The organism is Streptomyces sp. NPDC002054 (genome assembly GCF_040296685.1).
Lineage (GTDB): Bacteria > Actinomycetota > Actinomycetes > Streptomycetales > Streptomycetaceae > Streptomyces.
In genome coordinates this window covers 85,554-104,535 of record NZ_JBEOXT010000013.1, presented here as the reverse complement: position 1 = coordinate 104,535, position 18,982 = coordinate 85,554, and the positions used below count along the sequence as shown (strand labels likewise).

The 18,982-nt window shown below is 71.1% G+C and carries 17 protein-coding genes; 4 read left to right on the top strand and 13 right to left on the bottom strand.

Annotated features, from left to right (window positions below; all coding sequences use genetic code 11):
- Window positions 1-4 precede the first annotated feature (4 nt).
- The 5 genes from mltG to ABT123_RS14685 all read right to left on the bottom strand — a co-directional run bounded on the left by mltG (window position 5) and on the right by ABT123_RS14685 (window position 5,653).
- Window positions 5-1,651, bottom strand: coding sequence for an endolytic transglycosylase MltG (gene mltG, locus ABT123_RS14705; protein ID WP_351313305.1), 1,647 nt, complete (start codon window positions 1,649-1,651; stop codon window positions 5-7).
- An 80-nt stretch (window positions 1,652-1,731) separates the two neighbouring features.
- Entirely contained in the window at window positions 1,732-2,202 is a 471-nt protein-coding gene (gene ruvX, locus ABT123_RS14700) for a Holliday junction resolvase RuvX (protein WP_351313303.1), read from the bottom strand.
- A 2-nt stretch (window positions 2,203-2,204) separates the two neighbouring features.
- On the bottom strand, window positions 2,205-4,874 hold the full coding sequence (gene alaS / locus ABT123_RS14695) for an alanine--tRNA ligase (protein WP_351313301.1): 2,670 nt from the start codon (window positions 4,872-4,874) through the stop codon (window positions 2,205-2,207).
- Entirely contained in the window at window positions 4,874-5,218 is a 345-nt protein-coding gene (locus ABT123_RS14690) for a DUF6167 family protein (RefSeq protein ID WP_351313299.1), read from the bottom strand. Before ABT123_RS14690 ends, alaS begins: the two co-directional genes overlap by 1 nt.
- 6 nt (window positions 5,219-5,224) lie before the next feature.
- Window positions 5,225-5,653, bottom strand: a complete 429-nt coding sequence (locus ABT123_RS14685; protein WP_351313297.1) for a DUF948 domain-containing protein — start codon at window positions 5,651-5,653, stop codon at window positions 5,225-5,227.
- A gap of 137 nt (window positions 5,654-5,790) precedes the next feature.
- On the opposite strand from ABT123_RS14685, the gene ABT123_RS14680 reads away from it, so the two are divergent.
- Window positions 5,791-8,007: an ATP-binding protein gene (locus tag ABT123_RS14680; protein WP_351313295.1), complete on the top strand. Its 2,217-nt coding sequence runs from the start codon at window positions 5,791-5,793 to the stop codon at window positions 8,005-8,007.
- Here ABT123_RS14680 and rpsD read toward each other — a convergent pair.
- Window positions 7,995-8,606 carry a 30S ribosomal protein S4 gene (rpsD, locus tag ABT123_RS14675; RefSeq protein WP_150210796.1) on the bottom strand — a complete coding sequence of 204 codons (612 nt, stop codon included), beginning with the start codon at window positions 8,604-8,606 and terminating at the stop codon, window positions 7,995-7,997. The two genes, ABT123_RS14680 and rpsD, sit on opposite strands and share 13 nt — an antisense overlap.
- Before the next feature lie 297 nt (window positions 8,607-8,903).
- On the opposite strand from rpsD, the gene ABT123_RS14670 reads away from it, so the two are divergent.
- Window positions 8,904-9,629, top strand: coding sequence for a DUF2470 domain-containing protein (locus tag ABT123_RS14670; RefSeq protein WP_351313293.1), 726 nt, complete (start codon window positions 8,904-8,906; stop codon window positions 9,627-9,629).
- On the opposite strand, the gene ABT123_RS14665 is transcribed toward ABT123_RS14670, so the two are convergent.
- Genes ABT123_RS14665 through ABT123_RS14650 form a run of 4 tightly spaced genes read right to left on the bottom strand, consistent with a single transcriptional unit; the run spans window position 9,626 to window position 13,669 of the window.
- Complete coding sequence (locus ABT123_RS14665; RefSeq protein ID WP_351313291.1) at window positions 9,626-10,978, bottom strand: replication-associated recombination protein A; 1,353 nt, start codon at window positions 10,976-10,978, stop codon at window positions 9,626-9,628. The two genes, ABT123_RS14670 and ABT123_RS14665, sit on opposite strands and share 4 nt — an antisense overlap.
- A gap of 40 nt (window positions 10,979-11,018) precedes the next feature.
- Entirely contained in the window at window positions 11,019-11,627 is a 609-nt protein-coding gene (locus ABT123_RS14660) for a vitamin K epoxide reductase family protein (protein WP_502970955.1), read from the bottom strand.
- Between the two features lie 58 nt (window positions 11,628-11,685).
- On the bottom strand, window positions 11,686-12,945 hold the full coding sequence (gene hisS / locus ABT123_RS14655) for a histidine--tRNA ligase (protein ID WP_351313287.1): 1,260 nt from the start codon (window positions 12,943-12,945) through the stop codon (window positions 11,686-11,688).
- A gap of 10 nt (window positions 12,946-12,955) precedes the next feature.
- Window positions 12,956-13,669 (bottom strand): MBL fold metallo-hydrolase, encoded by a 714-nt coding sequence (locus tag ABT123_RS14650; RefSeq protein WP_351313285.1) that lies wholly within the window; start codon window positions 13,667-13,669, stop codon window positions 12,956-12,958.
- Between the two features lie 149 nt (window positions 13,670-13,818).
- Between ABT123_RS14650 and ABT123_RS14645 the strand changes: the two genes are divergently transcribed.
- Both ABT123_RS14645 and ABT123_RS14640 read left to right on the top strand, forming a co-directional pair.
- Window positions 13,819-14,592, top strand: coding sequence for a peptidylprolyl isomerase (locus ABT123_RS14645; protein WP_351313283.1), 774 nt, complete (start codon window positions 13,819-13,821; stop codon window positions 14,590-14,592).
- 185 nt (window positions 14,593-14,777) lie between these two features.
- Window positions 14,778-16,007 (top strand): DUF349 domain-containing protein, encoded by a 1,230-nt coding sequence (locus ABT123_RS14640; protein ID WP_351313281.1) that lies wholly within the window; start codon window positions 14,778-14,780, stop codon window positions 16,005-16,007.
- A gap of 74 nt (window positions 16,008-16,081) precedes the next feature.
- Here ABT123_RS14640 and ABT123_RS14635 read toward each other — a convergent pair whose 3' ends face one another.
- Genes ABT123_RS14635 through ABT123_RS14625 form a run of 3 tightly spaced genes read right to left on the bottom strand, consistent with a single transcriptional unit; the run spans window position 16,082 to window position 18,954 of the window.
- Window positions 16,082-17,227, bottom strand: coding sequence for a caspase, EACC1-associated type (locus ABT123_RS14635; protein ID WP_351313279.1), 1,146 nt, complete (start codon window positions 17,225-17,227; stop codon window positions 16,082-16,084).
- Window positions 17,211-17,636: an effector-associated constant component EACC1 gene (locus tag ABT123_RS14630; protein WP_351313277.1), complete on the bottom strand. Its 426-nt coding sequence runs from the start codon at window positions 17,634-17,636 to the stop codon at window positions 17,211-17,213. The genes ABT123_RS14635 and ABT123_RS14630 overlap by 17 nt, the downstream gene beginning before the upstream one ends.
- On the bottom strand, window positions 17,629-18,954 hold the full coding sequence (locus ABT123_RS14625; protein ID WP_351313275.1) for a serine/threonine-protein kinase: 1,326 nt from the start codon (window positions 18,952-18,954) through the stop codon (window positions 17,629-17,631). Before ABT123_RS14625 ends, ABT123_RS14630 begins: the two co-directional genes overlap by 8 nt.
- Between the last annotated feature and the right edge of the window lie 28 nt (window positions 18,955-18,982).

Genomic DNA, 18,982 nt, shown 5'->3' with positions numbered 1-18,982 from the left:
GTTCCTATCCGCCGTTCTTCTGTCGCGCGTTGAACTCGTCGACCAGCTTCAGGTGCTCTTCGTAGGTCGTCGTAAAGGAGGTCTTCTTGCCGTCCACCGACACGAAGAACATCCAGCCGCCGTCGTCCGGGTCGAGGGTGGCCTTGAGAGCGTCGTCGCCCGGGTTGCCGATCGGGCCGGGGGTGAGCCCGTCGTTGAAGTACGTGTTGTAGGGGTGGTTGAACTCCTTCGCCTCCTTGCGGGTGACGTGGATGTTGCTGGTCCCCTTGGCGTAGTTGATGGTCGAGTCGAACTCGATCTTGTGGTTGGTGACCACATTGTCGGGCTTGAGGCGGTTGTAGACGACCTCGGCCATCTTCCGGAAGTCGTCGTGGTTCATGCCCTCGGCATTGACCATGCTTGCGACCGTGACCACCTGGAGCGGGTTCTCCAGGCCCAGCTCCTTGGCCTTGCCCTCGATGCCGAGCTCCTCGTACTTCTGCTTGGCATTGGCGACCATCTCCTTGAGGAGGGCCTCCGGCTTCATGTCCTTGGTGAGGTCGTACCGGGCCGGGTACAGGAAGCCCTCGAGCGGGTCCATGATCTTCGGGTTGTTGTTGGCCCAGGCCGGCAGGCCGAGGTTCTTCAGTTCGCGCTTGGAGACCTCGAGGGTGGTGCCGGGCTTCAGCTTCAGCTTCTTGTCCATGGCCGCGTAGACGGCCGCATTGCGCATGCCCTCGGTGACCGTCACCACGTTCAGCTTGGACGGGTCGGTCATCAGCTCGACGGCGGACTTGGCGGACATGCCCTTGCGCAGCGGGTACACGCCGGGCTGGATGGACGTGCCCCTGGGGTCCGCCTGCGCCGCCTCGGTGAAGGCGTCGACGCTCGCGACCACGCCGGCTTCCTTGAGGGCGCGGCCCATCGCGCCGAGGCTGGAGCCGGCCTTGATCTCCACGTCGACCGGCTCGGTGCCCTCGCCGGTGAAGTCGGCGGGCTCGCCGAACTTGTCCTGGAGGAAGGAGTAGCCGTAGTAGCCGACGCCGCCGACACCGCCGACCAGCACCAGCGCCACGAACAGGCAGGCGACGCCGTTGCGGCGTTTTTTGGGTTTCTTGCCCTTGGCCTTGCCCTGGCCCTTGCCGCGGGCGGCCCGACGGCCGCCGTCGCGGGGACCGTCCTCTTCGGCCGCGAGGTCGGTGTCCTCGGCTGCGTCCCGGTCGTCCCGGTCGTCCTGGTCGTCCTGCTGCCATTCGGCGGCGGGTTCGGGGATCGGGGCGCGACGGCCGGGGGCCTCCGGCGGCGGGTAGGCCTCGGGGGTGCCGTACAGGTCGGGCGCTTCGCCGGGGTAGCCGCCGCCGGGCTGCTGGGCGTACGGGTCCGCGCCGCCCGCGTAGGGGTCGACGGTGTGGAACTGGCCGGTCTGGCCCTCGTACCCCTGCTGCTGGCCGTAGTACTGCTGCTGGGGGTGCTGCTGCTGGTACTGCGGGTGCTGCGGGTGCTGCTGCTGTACGTACTGCTGATGTGGGTGCTGCTCGTACTGCGGCTGCGGCTGCGGCTCCTGCGGGTACTGCGACGGGACCTGGTGCTGTCCCGTCCACCCCTGGTCCCCGTACAAGGGGTCATTGGGGTGCCACGGTTCGGGGGCCTGGCCCCGCCCATACTCAGTCATCGATCCCCTAGAGCCGCGTGTCGAAGAGCCGACGGCTGTTCGAATGCCGCCACATCGCGCGGAACGTTACCGTATCGCGATCAGATGACCACTTCGACGCACTCACCGGGCGGATTACCAGATACCCGTTCGGTCTCAAGAGCATTCTGAAGGATGATCACAGCGGCTGCCTGATCGATGACCGCCCGGCCCTTCTTGGCGTTCCGGCCCGAGGCCCGCAGGCCCTGGGCCGCGGTGACCGTGGTCATCCGCTCGTCCACCAGACGGACCGTCACCGGCTTGATGCCCTTGGCGAGTTCGGTGGCGAAGGCACGGACCTTGGCCGCGGCCGGCCCTTCCCGCCCGCTGAGCGAGCGGGGCAGGCCGACCACCACCTCGAGGGGCTCGTACTCCTCGACCAGCTGGCGCAGCCGGCGGTGTGCGAACGGGATGTCCCGCCCTGGCACCGTTTCCACCGGTGTGGCCAACACCCCGTCGGGGTCGCACGAGGCGACCCCGATCCGGGCGTCACCGACATCGATCGCGAGGCGTCGGCCACGGCGCAGCGTCATCGTCAGGCCGTTTCCACGACGAGGCGCTCGACGGCGCTGATGGCCTCCGGGATGGCGGCCGGGTTCTGGCCGCCGCCCTGGGCCACGTCCGGCTTGCCGCCACCGCCGCCGCCGAGGGTCTTGGCGGCCGTGCGAACCAGGTCGCCGGCCTTGAGACCGCGCTCACGGGCGGCCTCGTTGGTGGCGATGACGGTCAGCGGGCGGTCGTTCGCCACGGTGAAGAGGGCCACGACGGCCGGGCGGTCGCCCTGGATGCGGCCACGGACGTCGAGGACCAGCTTGCGCAGGTCGTCGGCGCCCACACCGTCGGCGACCTGGCCGACGACCAGGGCGACGCCGCGGATGTCCTGGGCGTTGGCGGCGAGACCGGCGGCGGCCTGGAGGACCTTCTCCGCGCGGAACTTCTCGATCTCCTTCTCCGCGTCCTTCAGCTTGGACAGCATCGAGGAGATCTTCTCCGGCAGCTCCTCCGGACGGCCCTTGACCAGCTCCTGGAGCTGGGCGACGACCGTGTGCTCCTTGGCGAGGAAGTTGTACGCGTCCACGCCGACCAGGGCCTCGACCCGGCGCACGCCGGAGCCGATGGAGGACTCGCCGAGCAGCTTCACCAGACCCAGCTGGGCGGTGTTGCCGACGTGCGTGCCGCCGCACAGCTCCTTGGAGAAGTCGCCGATGGTGACGACGCGCACGCGCTCGCCGTACTTCTCGCCGAACTCGGCGATGGCGCCCTGCTTCTTCGCCTCGTCGATGCTCATGATCTCGGCGGTGACCTCGAGCTCGCGCGAGAGCACGTCGTTGATCTTCTGCTCGACGTCGGTGAGGACCGAGCCGGGGACGGCGTTCGGCGAGCCGAAGTCGAAGCGGAAGCGGCCCGGGCTGTTCTCGGAGCCGGCCTGGGCGGCGGTCGGGCCCAGGGCGTCGCGCAGCGCCTGGTGGGTGAGGTGGGTGGCGGAGTGGGCGCGGGCGATGGCCCGGCGCCGCGTGATGTCGATGGCGGCGTACGCGGAGGCGCCGACCGTCACCTCGCCGACCTGCACCGAGCCCTTGTGCACGGAGACGCCCGGGACCGGCTGCTGGACGTCGCGGACCTCGATGACGGCGCCGGTGTCGAGCTTGATCCGGCCCTGGTCGGCGAGCTGGCCGCCGCCCTCGGCGTAGAACGGGGTGCGGTCGAGGACGACCTCGACCTCGTCGCCCTCGGAGGCGGCGGGCGCGGGCATGCCGTTGACCAGCAGGCCGACGACCGTGGACTCGCCCTGGGTGGTGGCGTAGCCGGTGAACTCGGTGGCGCCGGCGTTGTCGGCGATCAGGCGGTAGGCGGAGACGTCGGCGTGGCCGGTCTTCTTGGCCTTGGCGTCGGCCTTGGCCCGGTCGCGCTGCTCCTGCATCAGGCGGCGGAAGCCGGTCTCGTCCACGGAGAGGCCCTGCTCGGCGGCCATCTCCAGGGTGAGGTCGATCGGGAAGCCCCAGGTGTCGTGGAGCAGGAAGGCCTTGTCGCCGGAGAGGACCGTGCCGCCGGCGGCCTTGGTCTCGGTCACGGCGGTGTCGAGGATGTTGGTGCCACCCTTGACGGCCTTGAGGAAGGCGGCCTCCTCGGCGAGCGCGACGGTCTCGATGCGCTTGCGGTCGGTGATCAGCTCCGGGTACTGCTGCCCCATGGTGTCGATCACGACGTCGATGAGGTCCTTGACCACCGGGCCGGTGGCGCCCATGAGGCGCATGTTGCGGATGGCGCGGCGCATGATGCGGCGCAGCACATAGCCGCGGCCCTCGTTGCCGGGGGTGACGCCGTCGCCGATGAGCATGACGGAGGTGCGGATGTGGTCGGCGACCACGCGCATGGACACGTCGGTGTTCTGGGCGGCGCCGTAGCGGACGCCGGTGAGCTCGGTGGCCTTGTCCATGACCACGCGCAGGGTGTCGGTCTCGTACATGTTCTGCACGCCCTGCAGGATCATCGCGAGGCGTTCGAGGCCGAGACCGGTGTCGATGTTCTTCGACGGCAGGTCGCCGAGGATCGGGAAGTCTTCCTTCCCGTCGCCGGCGCCGCGCTCGTACTGCATGAAGACCAGGTTCCAGATCTCCACGTAGCGCTCGTCGTTGACGGCCGGGCCGCCCTCGACGCCGAACTCCGGGCCGCGGTCGTAGTTGATCTCGGAGCACGGGCCGCAGGGGCCGGGGACGCCCATGGACCAGAAGTTGTCCTTCTTGCCCAGGCGCTGGATGCGCTCGGCGGGGACGCCGATCACGTCGCGCCAGATCGTCTCGGCCTCGTCGTCGTCGAGGTAGACGGTGATCCAGAGCTTCTCCGGCTCAAGGCCGTAGCCGCCGTCCGCCACGGAGCTGGTGAGGAGCTCCCAGGCGTACTTGATGGCGCCTTCCTTGAAGTAGTCCCCGAAGGAAAAGTTGCCGCACATCTGGAAGAACGTGCCGTGCCGGGTGGTCTTGCCGACCTCTTCGATGTCCGGCGTACGGACGCACTTCTGCACGCTGGTGGCGCGGGGGGCCGGGGGCTTGGTCTCGCCGAGGAAGTACGGCTTGAACGGGACCATGCCCGCGTTGACCAGCAGCAGAGTCGGGTCGTCCGCGATGAGCGACGCCGAAGGGACGACGGTGTGACCGCGCTCCTCGAAGAAGCTCAGCCAGCGGCGGCGGATCTCAGCCGACTCCATCAGTGGTCCTCATTCCGGTCGTAAGAATTGTTCGGTCGAATGGTCTTGCTGTCGTTCTGGATGGCCCGCAGGCGGCGCTGCCCCGGCAGGGCGCGCACATTGTCGGGCCGGTCGGGGTCGGAGTGCAGCCCCAGTGCATCGTTCAGCTCGTCCTCGCGCTGGAGCATTCCCGCCTTGACGTCGAGGGCGAAGTCCTTGAGGCGGTGACCCGCCTCCACGGCCTTGTCCGCGGCCTGCGCGGCGAGGCTCTCCGGGGTCAGCTGCTTCAGCTTCCGGTTGACTTTGGTGGTGGCCCACACGCCGGCGGCTGCGCCTGCGGTGAACCAGAAGGTGCGGCGGAACATCGCGGTCTAGCCCTTCTGCTTCCGGCGGCGGGCCGCCGGCACGGTCCGCCCGACGATCACGGTACGTCGCTCCGAGCGCGCCGGCAGGTCGTCCCCGCGGCCCAGCGCCTTGCGGACCCCGTAGCCGAAGGCCGCGACCTTGACCAGCGGGCCGCCGAAGGTGGAGGCCACGGTGGAGGACAGCGCGGAGGCGTTGGAGGTGACCTCCTGCACGTCGCTGGCGATGGCGTCGACCCGGTCGAGCTGGGTGCGGGCGGAGCGGACCGTGGTGGAGGCGTCTGCCAGCAGCGGCACGGCCTGCTCGGTCACCTCCGCGACCATCTTGGTGGTCGCCTTGAGCGTCTGGGCCAGCCTCGCCAGCACCACGGCGAGGAAGGAGACGAGGATCGCCCAGAAGACGGCCACGAGGATCCCGGCCACCTCTCCACCGGACACGTTGCACCGCTCCCTGAAGTATAAGAAAAGTCGTCCCCCGACCCTATCGCGCCGGGGCCCGGCCGCCGTACCGGAATTCCGCAGACGGCAGGCCCGTCTTGTACGCAGAGCATCCGGAGCAGTACCCTCCGTGTCCCATGCGACAGCGGACCTACGGCAATCTTCCCTCGGAGCTCGGCGGCCTCGTCGGGCGGGGTGCCGAACTCGCCGAGCTGGGGCGGCTGCTGGAGTCCTCGCGGCTGGTCACGGTGACGGGGGTCGGCGGGGTGGGGAAGTCCCGGCTGGCGGTCGCGGCGGCCCGGGCCGCACAGGGACGCTTCCCCGACGGTGTCTGGCTGGCCGAGCTGTCCTCCGTACGCGATCCAGCGCTGCTTGGGCTCGCCCTGGCCGACGCCCTGGGGCTGACCGACCACACCACCCGGCCGCCGCGGACCGTGCTGGCCGAGCACCTGGCGGGGCGCAGGCTGCTGCTGGTCCTGGACGGGTTCGAGCAGCTGGTGGACGACTGTGCCGAGCTGGTCCGGGAGCTGCTGCGGCGGGCTCCGGGGCTGCGGGTGCTGGCGGCCGGGCGGCGGCCCCTGGCGGTCGAGGCGGAGCAGGCGTTCCCGCTGGCACCGCTGGGCGTCGAGGACTCCGTACGGCTGCTGACCGAGCGGGCCGTGGCGGCCGATCCGGCGTTCGGGTCCGGCCGGGCGGCCGATCCGGCGGTGCTCGGGGAGCTGTGTGCGCGGCTGGACGGGATCCCGCTGGCGTTGGAGCTGGCGGCGGGGCGGCTGCGCATGCTGTCGCCGGAGCAGGTGCTGGCCCGGCTGGAGGACCGGTTCCGGCTGCTGACCGGCGGGGTGCGCGGGGCGCTGCCCCGGCACCGGGCGCTGCGGACGGCGATCGGCTGGAGCCACGAGCTGTGCACGCCGCAGGAGCGGCTGCTGTGGGCGCGGCTGTCGGTGTTCGCGGGTGCCTTCGACCTGGACGCGGCGGAGTACGTGTGCGCCGGGCCGGACCTGCCGGTGGAGAGTGTGCTGGACGTGGTGGGCGAGCTGCTGGCGCAGTCGCTGCTGGTCCGGGAGGACCCGGAGCGGCCGGGGGTCTCCCCGGACGGGGTCCGGGGGAGCGTCCGCTACCGGATGCTGGAGACGGTACGGGCGTACGGGGCGGGCTGGCTGGAGTCGCTGGGCGATGCCGAGCGGCTGCGGCGCCGGCACCGGGACTGGTACATGGGGCTGGCGACCTGGTGCGAGCTGGACTGGTTCAGTCCGCGGCAGCAGGAGGTGTCCCGGCTGGTGGAGGCGGAGCTGCCGAATCTGCGGCTGGCGCTGGACTACTGCCTGGAGGATCCGCGGGAGGTCCATCTGGGCCAGTACCTGGCCGGCACCCTGTGGTTCTACTGGGCGGGCTGCGGGCGGCTCACGGAGGGCCGGCACTGGCTGGACCGGGCGGTGCAGCAGGAGGCGGCGGCGTACGGCGTCGGCACGGACGCGGCGGACGGCCCGCGGCTGAAGGCGCTGTGGGTGCTGGGGTATGTGGCGGCACTCCAGGGCGACGGGGTGGCCTCGCTGAGCGCGCTGCACGAGTGCCGGGAGGGTGCGCTGGCGGCCGGGAACCCGGTGGCCACGGCGTACGCGGTGCACCGGATGGGGTGCCTGGCGCTGGTCTCGGACGACATGGCGCGGGCCGGCGAACTGCTCGGGTCCGCGCTGGAGCAGTACCGGGAGGCCGGGGAGCTGAACAGCAATGTGCTGATGTGCCAGGTGGAGCTGGCGATGGCGCGGGCCTTCCAGGGGGAGCTGCCGGCGGCGCTGGCGCTGTGCGAGGAGGTCCGGGAGATCTGCGAGGAGCGCGGGGAGCGCTGGACGAAGGCGTATGCCTTGTATGTGCTGGCGTACGCGGCGCTGGACGCGGGCGATCCGACGGCGGCCCGGGCGCTGCTGACCGAGTGCGTGACGATCAACCACGCCTTCCACGATCTGCTGGGGCTGGTGCTGGCGGTGGAGCTGCTGGCGCTGGTGACGGTGGCCGAGGGGCACCCGGCGGAGGCGGCGCTGCTGCAGGGGGCGGCGGAGCCGGTGTGGGACTCGGTGGGGCTGCAGCTGTTCGGGTCGGGGTACTTCAATGCGCCGCGGCTGCGGTGCGAGGAGCGGGCGCGGGAGCAGCTGGGGGCGGTTCGGTACGCGGCGGAGACGGCGGCGGGCCGTGCGCTGGGCCTGGACGCCCTGGCCGAGCGCACGATCCGCGGGCCCGCCCGCCGCCCCGGCCCTCCCCGTAACGGGCCGAAGCCCGCAGCTCCCCCCGAAAGGGGAACTGCGGGCTTCGGAACAAACAGCCAGGTGAGGCTACGACCGGATCAGCGGGCGTAGTACTCGACGACGAGCTGCTCGTCGCAGATCACGGGGATCTCCTTGCGCTGCGGGTCGCGGTCCAGGCGGAACGCGAGCGCCTTCAGGTTGATCTGAAGGTAGCGCGGGGCCTCGCCCTCGCCGGCGTAGCCACCCTCGCGCGCAACCTGGAAGGGGTGCTTCTCGCGGGAGCGCTCACGCACGGTGATGACGTCGTCCGGACGGACACGGAACGACGGCTTGTCGACCTTGCCACCGTTGACCTCGATGTGGCCGTGAACGACCATCTGGCGAGCCTGGTAGATGGTGCGGGCGATGCCCGAACGCAGAACCAGGGCGTCGAGACGACGCTCGAGCTCGACGACCAGCGCCTCGCCCGTCTTGCCCTCGGCCTTCTTGGCGCGGTCGTACGCGCGGGCCATCTGACGCTCAGAGATGTCGTACTGAGCGCGCAGACGCTGCTTCTCCAGCAGACGGACCTTGTAGTCCGAGTTCTGCTTGCGGCCACGGCCGTGCTCACCCGGGGGGTACGGGCGGGCCTCAAAGTACTTGACGGCCTTCGGGGTCAGAGCAATGCCGAGCGCACGGCTCTTCTTGACCTTGGGTCGCTTCTGGTTCACGTGGAACCTACCTCCATGTAAGTTAGGTGAGGCTTACCTTATTTCGAGGAGGACGTAATGTCTCGACCGCATGGGATCCCCCTGCCCAGTGCGCATCGCAGTCCGGACGAGAAACAATCCACGTCCGCTTACGACGACGGTAGGCAAGGTCAGCCGCGTCCCAGGGAAGGCGCTCGACAGCTCACCGGAGCCGAACGCGTACGAACCCTCGTAGAGTCCAACGCCTCAGTATCCCTCACGCTCGCGGGTGCTCGTGACACACAGGTACCGCAGGAACCCGCTGACTTCGGGACAGGGATGCCGGCCGCACGGACCGTCACCCCGGACGGGGACGTGATTCTCCTTGTTTCCGGGGAATCCGCGGCTGCCAGGGCAGCCGCTCACGCCCAGGACGACGACCTCACAGCGGTGATCGAGATCACTGATGTGGCGCCGGTGTCCGTGCCCCATCGTATCCGGGGCCGCGCTCGGCTGTCCGGCTGGCTCACTCCCGTACGCGGGGCCGACGACCGGGCCGCCTGTGCGGCCCTGCTCGCGGAGCGGCAGCCGGTCGGCGAGCTGCTCGGCCTGGGCGAGGCCTTGTACTCCGACCCGGCACCCGGACTGTACGGACGGCCCGCCTGGATGCTGCTGCGCCTGGAGGTCGGCGAGATCACGGTGGACGACCTGTGGGGCGCCGAGCAAGTGGACCCCGAGGAGCTGGCCGCTGCCGCGCCCGACCCGCTGCTGCCGCACGAGACGGAACTGCTCCAGCACCTGCACGCGGCCCACCGGGACCGGGTCGCCGACCTGCGCGGTCTGCTGGGCCATCGCTCGGCGCTCGCCCTGCGGGCCGTTCCGCTCGCCCTGGACCGGCTCGGCCTGCGGGTGCGCTTCGTCGCCGAGTCCGCCACCCAGTCCGCCGAGTCGGCCGCCTCCTTCGACGCGCGGTTCGACTTTCCGGAGCCGGTGTCGGACGTCTGCGCCCTGCGCCGGGCCATGCACCACCTGTTCGCCGCAGCCGCCGCGCCCGACGCAGGCTAGGTGTCGCCGCGGAGGCGGCTGCGGACGCGTTCGGCGATGTCCGCGTACCGGGCTTCGGCTCCGTACCGGGTCGGTTCGTAGTACCGGCGGCCGTGGACGGTGTCCGGGGCGTACTGCTGGGCCGCGATGGCACCCGGCACGTCGTGCGGGTAGACGTACCCCTGCGCATGCCCCAGCTTGGCGGCCCCCTTGTAGTGCCCGTCCCGCAGGTGCGGCGGGACCGGTCCGGCCAGGCCTGCGCGGACGTCGGCCAGGGCTGCGCCGATCGCGGTGGTCGCGGTGTTCGACTTCGGGGCCAGGGCCAGGGCGATGGTGGCGTGCGAGAGGGTGAGCGCGGCCTCCGGGAAGCCGATCAGCGCCACCGCCTGGGCCGCGGCGACCGCCGTCGGCAGGGCCGTCGGGTCCGCCAGCCCGATGTCCTCGCTCGCCGAGATCATCAGCCGGCGGGCGATGAACCGCGGGTCCTCCCCCGCCTCGATCATCCGGGCCAGGTAGTGCAGCGCCGCGTCCACGTCCGAGCCGCGGATCGACTTGATCAGCGCGCTGGCCACGTCGTAGTGCTGGTCGCCGTCCCGGTCGTAGCGGACCGCCGCCCGGTCGACCGCCTCCTCCAGCGTCTGGAGGGTGATCTCGTCCTCGCCCTTGGCGAGGGCCGATCCGGCTCCCGCCTCCAGTGCGGTCAGCGCCCGCCGGGCGTCGCCGCCCGCGATCCGCAGCAGGTGCGCCTCGGCATCGGCGGGCAGGGTGACGGCGCCGTCCAGGCCGCGCTCCTCCGTCAGCGCCCGCCCCATCAGGGCGCTCAGATCGGCGTCGGTCAGCGGCTCCAGGGTCAGCAGCAGGGACCGCGACAGCAGGGGGGAGATGATCGAGAAGTACGGGTTCTCGGTGGTCGCGGCGATCAGGGTGACCCAGCGGTTCTCCACGGCCGGCAGCAGGGAGTCCTGTTGGGCCTTGCTGAACCGGTGGATCTCGTCGAGGAAGAGGACGGTCTCCTTGCCGTAACCGCCGGCGGCGCGCTTGGCGCCCTCGATGACCGCCCGTACCTCCTTCACGCCCGCGGTGATGGCGGACAGCTCCACGAACCGCTTCTGGGTGGCCTGGCTGACCACATACGCGAGGGTGGTCTTCCCGATGCCCGGCGGGCCCCAGAGGATCACCGAGGAGGCGCCGGCCGGGCCTCCCGCCCCCTCGCCGACCAGCCGCCGCAGCGGCGAGCCGGGCTTGAGCAGGTGCTGCTGGCCGACGACCTCGTCCAGGGTGCGCGGGCGCATCCGGACGGCGAGCGGGGAGCTCGCGGGATCCTTCTCCTGGCGGTCTTCGGCAGCGGCGGTGAACAGGTCTGGTTCCACACCGAAAGCCTAAGCGAGCCCACCGACACCGCTTACGAGGTCACGAGGTCCAGAAGTCCCACCAGCGGGTCAGGATCAGCATGCCGATGATCCCGATGTGCAGGACCGGCAGCACCCAGGTGAACTCGGCGAAGAAGGCCTTGAGCCAGGCCGGCGCGGGCAGCAGGCCCTCGCGGACGTTGTGCGAGGTGACGTACCAGAACATGACGATGGTGGCGACCCAGGCCAGGCAGCACCACAGGCACAGCGAGTTGATCTCGTACAGCGACTGGTACATCAGCCAGGCGCAGAAGACCACGCCGAAGAGCGTGCCGGCGTTGAAGGTCAGCCAGTACCAGCGGCGGAACCGGGCGCCGGCCAGCAGGCTCATGCCGACGCAGATCACGATCCCGTAGGCCACCAGGCCGAGCATCGGGTTCGGGAAGCCGAAGGCGGACGCCTGATCGCTCTTCATGATGTTGCCGCAGGCCACGACCGGGTTGAAGCTGCATCCGGGGACGAAGTCCGGGTCCTCCAGCAGCTTGAACTTGTCGAGGGTGATCACCCAGGCGGCAAGCAGTCCGGCCGCGCCGGTAATCACCAGCAGCCAGGCCAGTGCTCGGCTACCGCCGACCGTCCGTGTGGTGGTCTCCGTGCCCGCGTCTCTCATGCGGAGCATTCTGCCGCACCGGGTCCGGGGGCTTCCCCGGACCCGGTCCGACCACGGCTCAGGCCAGCTTCGCCCGGACCGTCTCGACCAGCGCGTCCAGCGGAACGGCGGTCTGCTCGCCGGACTCCATGTCCTTGAGCTGGACGACACCCTCGGCCAGGTCCCGGTCGCCCGCGACGATGGCGAAGCGCGCACCGCTGCGGTTCGCGTCCTTCATGGACCCCTTGAGGCCCTTGCCGCCGTACGACATGTCGGCCGCGACACCCGCCTTGCGCAGCTGCGTCACCAGCCCGAAGACGGTCGGCTTGGCCTCGCCCAGAGCCACCGCGAACACCGATGTCGATACCGGGAGGTCCAGTTCGACGCCCTCGGCTTCGAGCGCCAGCACCGTGCGGTCCACACCGAGCGCCCAGCCCACCGAGGGCAGCGCCGGTCCGCCGATCATCTCGGACAAGCCGTCGTACCGGCCGCCGCCGCCGACCGCCGACTGCGAACCCAGGCCGTCGTGGACGAACTCGAAGGTGGTGCGGGTGTAGTAGTCCAGGCCGCGCACCAGCTTCTCGTCGTCCTCGAAAGCCACGCCCGCGGCGGTGATCAGCGCGCGCACCTCCTCGTGGTACGCCTTGCACGCGTCACACAGGTAGTCCCGCAGCATCGGCGCCCCGACGAGCTGCTTCTGCACGTCCGTCCGCTTGTCGTCGAGGACCCGCAGCGGGTTGATCTCGGCCCGGCGGATGGTCTCCTCGTCCAGGTCCAGCCCCCGCAGGAAGGCCTGGAGGGCCTCCCGGTACACCGGACGGCACTCCTTGTCGCCCAGCGAGTTCAGCAGGATGCGGAAGTTGCGCAGGCCCAGCGAGCGGTACGCCTGGTCGGCCAGGATGATCAGCTCGGCGTCCAGCGCCGGGTCCTCGGCGCCGATGGCTTCGGCACCGACCTGCGAGAAGTGGCGGTAGCGGCCCGCCTGGGGCTTCTCGTAGCGGTAGTACGAGCCGGAGTACCAGAGCTTGACCGGCAGGTTGCCCTTCTTGTGCAGGCTCGCCTCCAGGGCCGCGCGCAGCACGGAGGCGGTGCCCTCGGGGCGCAGGGCCAGCTGGTCGCCGCCCTTGGTCTCGAAGGCGTACATCTCCTTGGAGACGATGTCGGTGGACTCGCCGACACCGCGGGCGAAGAGGCCCACGTCCTCGAAGCCGGGGGTCTCGATGTAGCCGTAGCCGGAATTGCGGAGCGGGGCCGCGATGGCCTCGCGTACCGCCAGGTACTTCACGGAGACCGGCGGGATCAGGTCGTACGTGCCCTTGGGGGCCTGAAAAGTAGCCACGAAACTCTCGTCACATTCCTCGTCGTGGAGCGGCGGTCGGGTCCGCTGCCAGGCCGGCGGCGACCTCCCGCAAATACGGGTTGGTCGCGCGCTCCCGGCCGATGGTGGTCTGGGGACCGTGGCCGGACAGCACCACGGTCGAGTCCTCGAGCGGCAGGCACACGCGGGCCAGCGACTCGAGCATCTCGGCGTGGGAGCCGCCGGGCAGGTCGGTGCGTCCGATGGAGCCGGCGAAGAGCAGGTCGCCCGAGAAGAAGACCGGCGGGATGTCGGCCGCCTCGGGCATCCGGAAGGTCACCGACCCCTTGGTATGGCCGGGCGCGTGCGCGACCGAGAACTCCAGACCGGCGAGCTTCAGGCTGGTGCCGTCGGTGAGCGTGCGGACGTCGTCCGGTTCGCCCACGGTCAGCTCGCCCATCAGCGGCATCCCGATGGAACGCCCGAGGGCCTTCTCGGGGTCGCTCATCATGTACCGGTCCTCGGGGTGGATCCAGGCCGGTACGTCGTGCGCTCCGCACACCGGGACCACCGAGGCCACATGGTCGATGTGGCCGTGGGTGAGGATGACCGCGACGGGCTTGAGCCGGTGCTTCTTCAGCGTCTCCTCGACTCCCTGGGCGGCCTGATGGCCCGGGTCGATGATGACGCACTCCTCACCGGCGGCGGGGGCGACCAGGTAGCAGTTGGTGCCCCAGGCCCCGGCGGGGAATCCGGCAATCAGCACGTTCGTCCTCTGGTTAGTCGTCGTCCGTCGGGAGGGTTGCGGCAGATCAGAGCCTACCGGCGCCGCTCATCTCACAGCGAACCCATATACGGTACGGCCTAACCCAGCCCGGACAGCGGTACCAGAAACGCACAAGGAGACGAGACCCGGTGGTCACGAGCGATCAGCGGCGGCGGCAGCTCGCCAAGGAGAAGTTCGAGCGTCAGCAGAAGCGGCGGGCCGAGGCCCAGCGCAAGGCGCGGCAGCGGATGATCGTGATCGGCGCGGCCATCGCCGTCGTCGTGGCGACGCTCGTCGGCCTGGTGGTGGGCGGGGTCTTCGACAGCAAGGACTCCGCGGAGCCGAGCGCCGAGAGCTCGCCGTCGGCCGCGCCGACGCCGAAGCAGTCCCCGTCGCCGGCCATGGCGATCGACCAGAAGGCGAAGTACACGTTCTCGCTGAAGACCAACGAGGGCGATATCAAGATCGACATGGATGCGGCGAAGACCCCGCAGACCGTGAACTCCTTCAAGTCGCTTGCCGACAAGGGGTACTTCAACACCACCAAGTGCCACCGCCTGACCACGGAGGGCATCTTCGTCCTCCAGTGCGGCGACCCGGAAGGCACCGGCATGGGCGGTCCGGGCTACACCATCGCGGACGAGAACCTGGACGCGCTGGGCAAGGCCAACGAGCAGGGCCAGGTGATCTACCCGGCCGGCACGGTGGCGATGGCCAACACCGGCCAGCCCGGTTCCGGCGGCAGCCAGTTCTTCCTGGTCTACAAGGACAGCCCGCTGGCCCCGTCGTACACCCCGTTCGGCAAGATCGACCCGGCCGGCCTGAAGATCGTCCAGGATGTGGCCAAGGAGGGCACCGTCCAGGGCGGCATCGCCCCGAAGAAGGGCGTCACCATCGAGAAGGCCACGGTGACCAAGAACTGAGGCCCCGGGCGGCCCGCGGGCCGGCCGGGCCGCGTCCATGGCGATATTCCGTCGTGCGGGATGCGGACAGCCGGCCCGGCGGTCGCCTATGTTTGCGTTGTGCAGGGCGGGCGCTGCCCGCCCCAGGAACTGTGGACGATGCCGAGGGGGAGACCCCCGCGCAGGCATCAGGTGGAGGAGGCGCTGTGAGCAGCGACCCGTGGGGCCGCGTCGATGAGACGGGCACCGTGTACGTGCGAACTGCCGATGGCGAGAAGGTCGTCGGCTCGTGGCAGGCGGGCACCCCCGAGGAGGCCCTGGCCTACTTCGAGCGCAAGTACGAGGGCCTGGTGGTCGAGATCGGCCTCCTCGAACGGCGGGTTCGGACCACCGATCTGTCCGCCAAGGACGCGCAGACCGCGATCGACCACCTGCGCACGCAGGTCGAGGAGCACCACGCGGTGGGCGACCTCGACGCGCTGCGGGTGCGGCTGGACAAGCTGGTCGCGACGGTGGAGTCGCGTCGCGAGGAGCGCAAGGTCCAGAAGGCCAAGCAGACCGACGAGGCCCGCAAGGCCAAGGAAGACCTGGTCACGGAGTCGGAGCAGCTGGCGCAGAGCGACCAGTGGCGCAGCGCCGGCGAGCGGCTGCGGGCCCTGGTGGACACCTGGAAGGGTCTCCCCCGGCTGGACCGCAAGTCGGACGACGAGCTGTGGCACCGCTTCTCGCACGCCCGGTCCGCCTTCTCCAAGCGCCGCAAGGCGCACTTCGCCTCGCTGGACGCGCAGCGCGAGGATGCCCGCAAGGTCAAGGAGAAGCTGGTCGCCGAGGCGGAGTCGCTGTCGAAGTCGACCGACTGGGGTCCGACGGCGGCCCGGTACCGCGAGCTGATGGCGGACTGGAAGGCGGCCGGGCGGGCCCAGCGGGAGTCGGAGGACGAGCTGTGGAACCGCTTCCGCGGTGCGCAGGACGTGTTCTTCGCGGCCCGCGGCGAGGTCTTCGCGGAGCGTGACGCCGAGCAGGTGGAGAACCTGAAGCTGAAGGAGGAGCTGGCCGAGGAGGCCGAGAAGCTCGTCCCGGTGACGGATCTGAAGGCGGCCCGTGCCGCGTTCCGGTCCATCAACGAGCGCTGGGAGGCCATCGGCCACGTGCCGCGCGACGCCCGCCCGAAGGTCGAGGGCCGGATGCACGCGGTGGAGCGGGCGATCCAGGAGTCCGAGGAGACCGAGTGGCGCCGCACCAACCCGGAGGCCCGGGCCCGGGCGGCCGGTCTCACCGGTCAGCTGCAGGCGGCCGTGGACAAGCTGCGTGAGCAGATCGACGCGGCCCGCGCCCAGGGCAACAACGCGAAGGCGGACAAGCTCGCCCGCGAGCTGGAGGGCCGCCAGGCCCTGCTGGACCAGGCTCTGAAGGGCCTGGAGGAGTTCGGCGGCTGAGGCGGTCCGTCGCCCGCTGTGACAGGGCCCCGGGTACGGATCTCCGTACCCGGGGCCCTTCCCTTCCCGTCCCGTTACCGGGGCAGGGCCCTGGCGCCGTCCTGGACGAGGTCCAGGGCGTGGTCGAGGACCTCGCAGGCCTGGATGTGGTTGCCGGACTCCTGGAGCAGTCCGGCGAGGCGCCGGCAGACCTGGACGGCCTCCGGCCCGTAGAACCGGTGCACCTGCTGGAAGGCCTGTTCCAGGACCTCGATGGCCTCCCGGGTCTGGCCGGTCTCCTCCAGCATGTCGGAGAGTTCCAGCTGGACGGCGAGCAGATCGCCCTCGCCGCCGGGCTGGCGTTCGCGCAGGGCGAGCCGGAGTACGGGCAATGCGTCCCGGGTCCGGCCCGCGGCGCGCAGGGTCCGGGCCAGGCCGAGCCCGGCGGCGGCCATGGCCGCGCGGACGTCGGCGGCGAGCACGGGCCCGGCCGCGGCCCCGCGGACGGCGCGGGCCCGGTTGCGGACGAGCTTCAGCCGGCCGAGGCCGTTCTCCTGGGCGGACTGCGGCAGCGGCCGGTTCTTGCCGCGCAGCCGGGTCTCCAGGGCGCGGCCGAGGGTGTCCAGGTCGATCAGCTCGGGACCGTCCGGGATGCCCTCCCGGAGGATCGTGAGCAGTTCGCCGGTGAAGGCGGTGTGCCGCTCCCCGTCGGGTGCGAGCGCCACCCGGTCGCGCGGGGAGGCGGTCAGTACGTAGGCCCCGTCGACGGCTGCTTCGGCCGCCAGGGCCTGGTGTTCCCCGGCCAGGGTGCGGGCGGCCCGGCCGCTGAAGCAGCAGTCGAGCAGCACGACCTTCCGGGCGGCCCGGGAGTCGCGCAGGGCGGCGCGCAGGTGCCGGTAGGCGACGGCGGTGTAGCCGACGTTGTCCCGGGAGCCGTGCAGGGCGAGGTACAGGTCGGCCGAGTCGCTGTCCCGCATCCCGTGCCCGGCGAAGTACACGAGGAGGGTGTCGGTGGCCTCCTCGCCGGCCCGGTACACCGGGTCGAGCAGCTCGGCCGGATGCCGGGGGTCGGACACCAGGGTGCAGTGCTGTTCGGGCAGCCCCCAGACGGTCGCGTCGCACAGTTCGGCGGCCAGGTCCTTGAGGTTGGCCTCGACCGCCGGGAGCGCGGCCAGGTGCCGGTATCCCCCGCTGCCGATGAGCACCGCCCGGGAGGCCGCCGGGTCAGGCAGTCCGGTCATCGTCCCCGTCCGGCCCGTCAGGCCCCTCTGCTTCCAGGGCGGCGACGATGCGGCGCAGGGCGTCCGGGTCGGTGGCCTCGGCTCCGGTGAGCGTGACCTCGTACGCCCCTCGCCGCACGGTGAGCGCGGGCGGGCGGCGGCGGGAGGCCTGCCACTGCAGGACGGCGAAGACCAGCGATCCGGTGGACAGCCCACTGCCGACGGCGAGTTGCAGCAGGTCGAGGCCCGTGCCCATGGGCCGACCATCCATGCCGTCCAGCTCGGCCGCGCCGGCCAACCGCCCTCGCGTGTGCGCTCGTACGGTGTCGTCCTCGTTCAACCAACGCAACAACGACCGCAGTTCGTCCTCGGCCGGGCGGCCCGCCGGGCCGGCGGCCCCGTCGTCGACTCGTAACTCGAACTCACGCATCGGTGGTGTCCCTCCCCGGGCCGGTGTGTGTGGTGACATGCGAGAACAGTTCCAGCGCGGGCCGGGCCGCCCCGAGCCGGGCCAGGCAGACGGCCTGCCAGAACTGGCACGCGACGGTGGTCGGATGCTCCGCGCCGAGGCTCTCCTGGCAGAAGGGCAGGACTCCGGCCAGCATCTCCGAGGCCTCCCGGAAGGAGCCGCGCAGGGCCAGCCCGACGGCCTCGCGCTGCCGGGCGGTGGCCGACCGGTCGGTCATCCGGCTGCGGACCAGGCTGGTGGTGGACTCGCTGAGGACGGGCAGGTCGGAACTCTCGGGGCCCTCCCCGGTCCGCCCCACGTCCACAGTGCCCCAGTCGTACTCGGGGCTGAGGACCACGCGGTGGCCCGGTACCGCGGGCGGCGGGGTCGGCACGAGCGGGTCGCGCAGCTGCGGCCGGGGTCCCAGGACCATGGTCCGCTGCGTGAACGGGCCCGTGAGCGCGAGCGGTTCACCTGCCCAGGGAAGCACCAGTGCGGCTGCCTCGGCAGCGGTCTGCGGGCGGTCGGCCGGGTCCTTCGCGCAGAGCGCGTCCACCGCGGCCACCAGGCCGGGCGGCAGCGGCACGGACTGTGCGCCGAGCGGCGGCAGCCCTTCGGCGGCCCGCAGGACGAGCACGCCGACGTCGAGCCCCTGGCCGAAGGGCTGCCGGCCGGTCAGCATCACGTGCAGGCACGCCCCGACCCCGTACACGTCCGTGGTGGGCAAGGGGGGCAGACCCCGGATCCGTTCCGGGGCCATGAAGCGCGGGGTGCCCAGCAGGTAGCCGGGGGCCGTGATCGCCCGTTCTTCGGCGATCCGCGCCAGCCCGAAGTCGTAGAGCACCACCCGCCCGCGCTCGGTGACCCGGACGTTCGCCGGTTTCACATCGCGGTGCATCACGTCCTGCTCGTGTGCCGCCTGGAGGCCGCTCAGCACCTCGTGGGCGATCCGCATGGCCGTCGGCGGTGGCAGCGGGACCTCCCCGGACACCAGGTCAGAGAGGTCGGAGCCGTCGAGGAGCTCCATGACGAGGTAGGGCGCGGAGTCGGCGATGCCCGTGTCGTGGACCGCCACCACCGACGGATGGCTGATGCGGGCCAGCGCCCATGCCTCGGCCTGGAACCGGTCGCCGTTCCTGAGCAGGTCGGCGTCGCCCGCGGACAGCACTTTGATGGCCACCCGGCGGCGCAGGTTGCGGTCCTCGGCCTCGAAGACCGATCCCATGCCGCCGCGGCCGAGCACGCGCAACGGTTCGTACCGCTCGCTGAGTGCTTGCGGAAACAGGTCGTACTCGGCCACACGCTCCCCCGGGGCGCCGTCAGGCGAG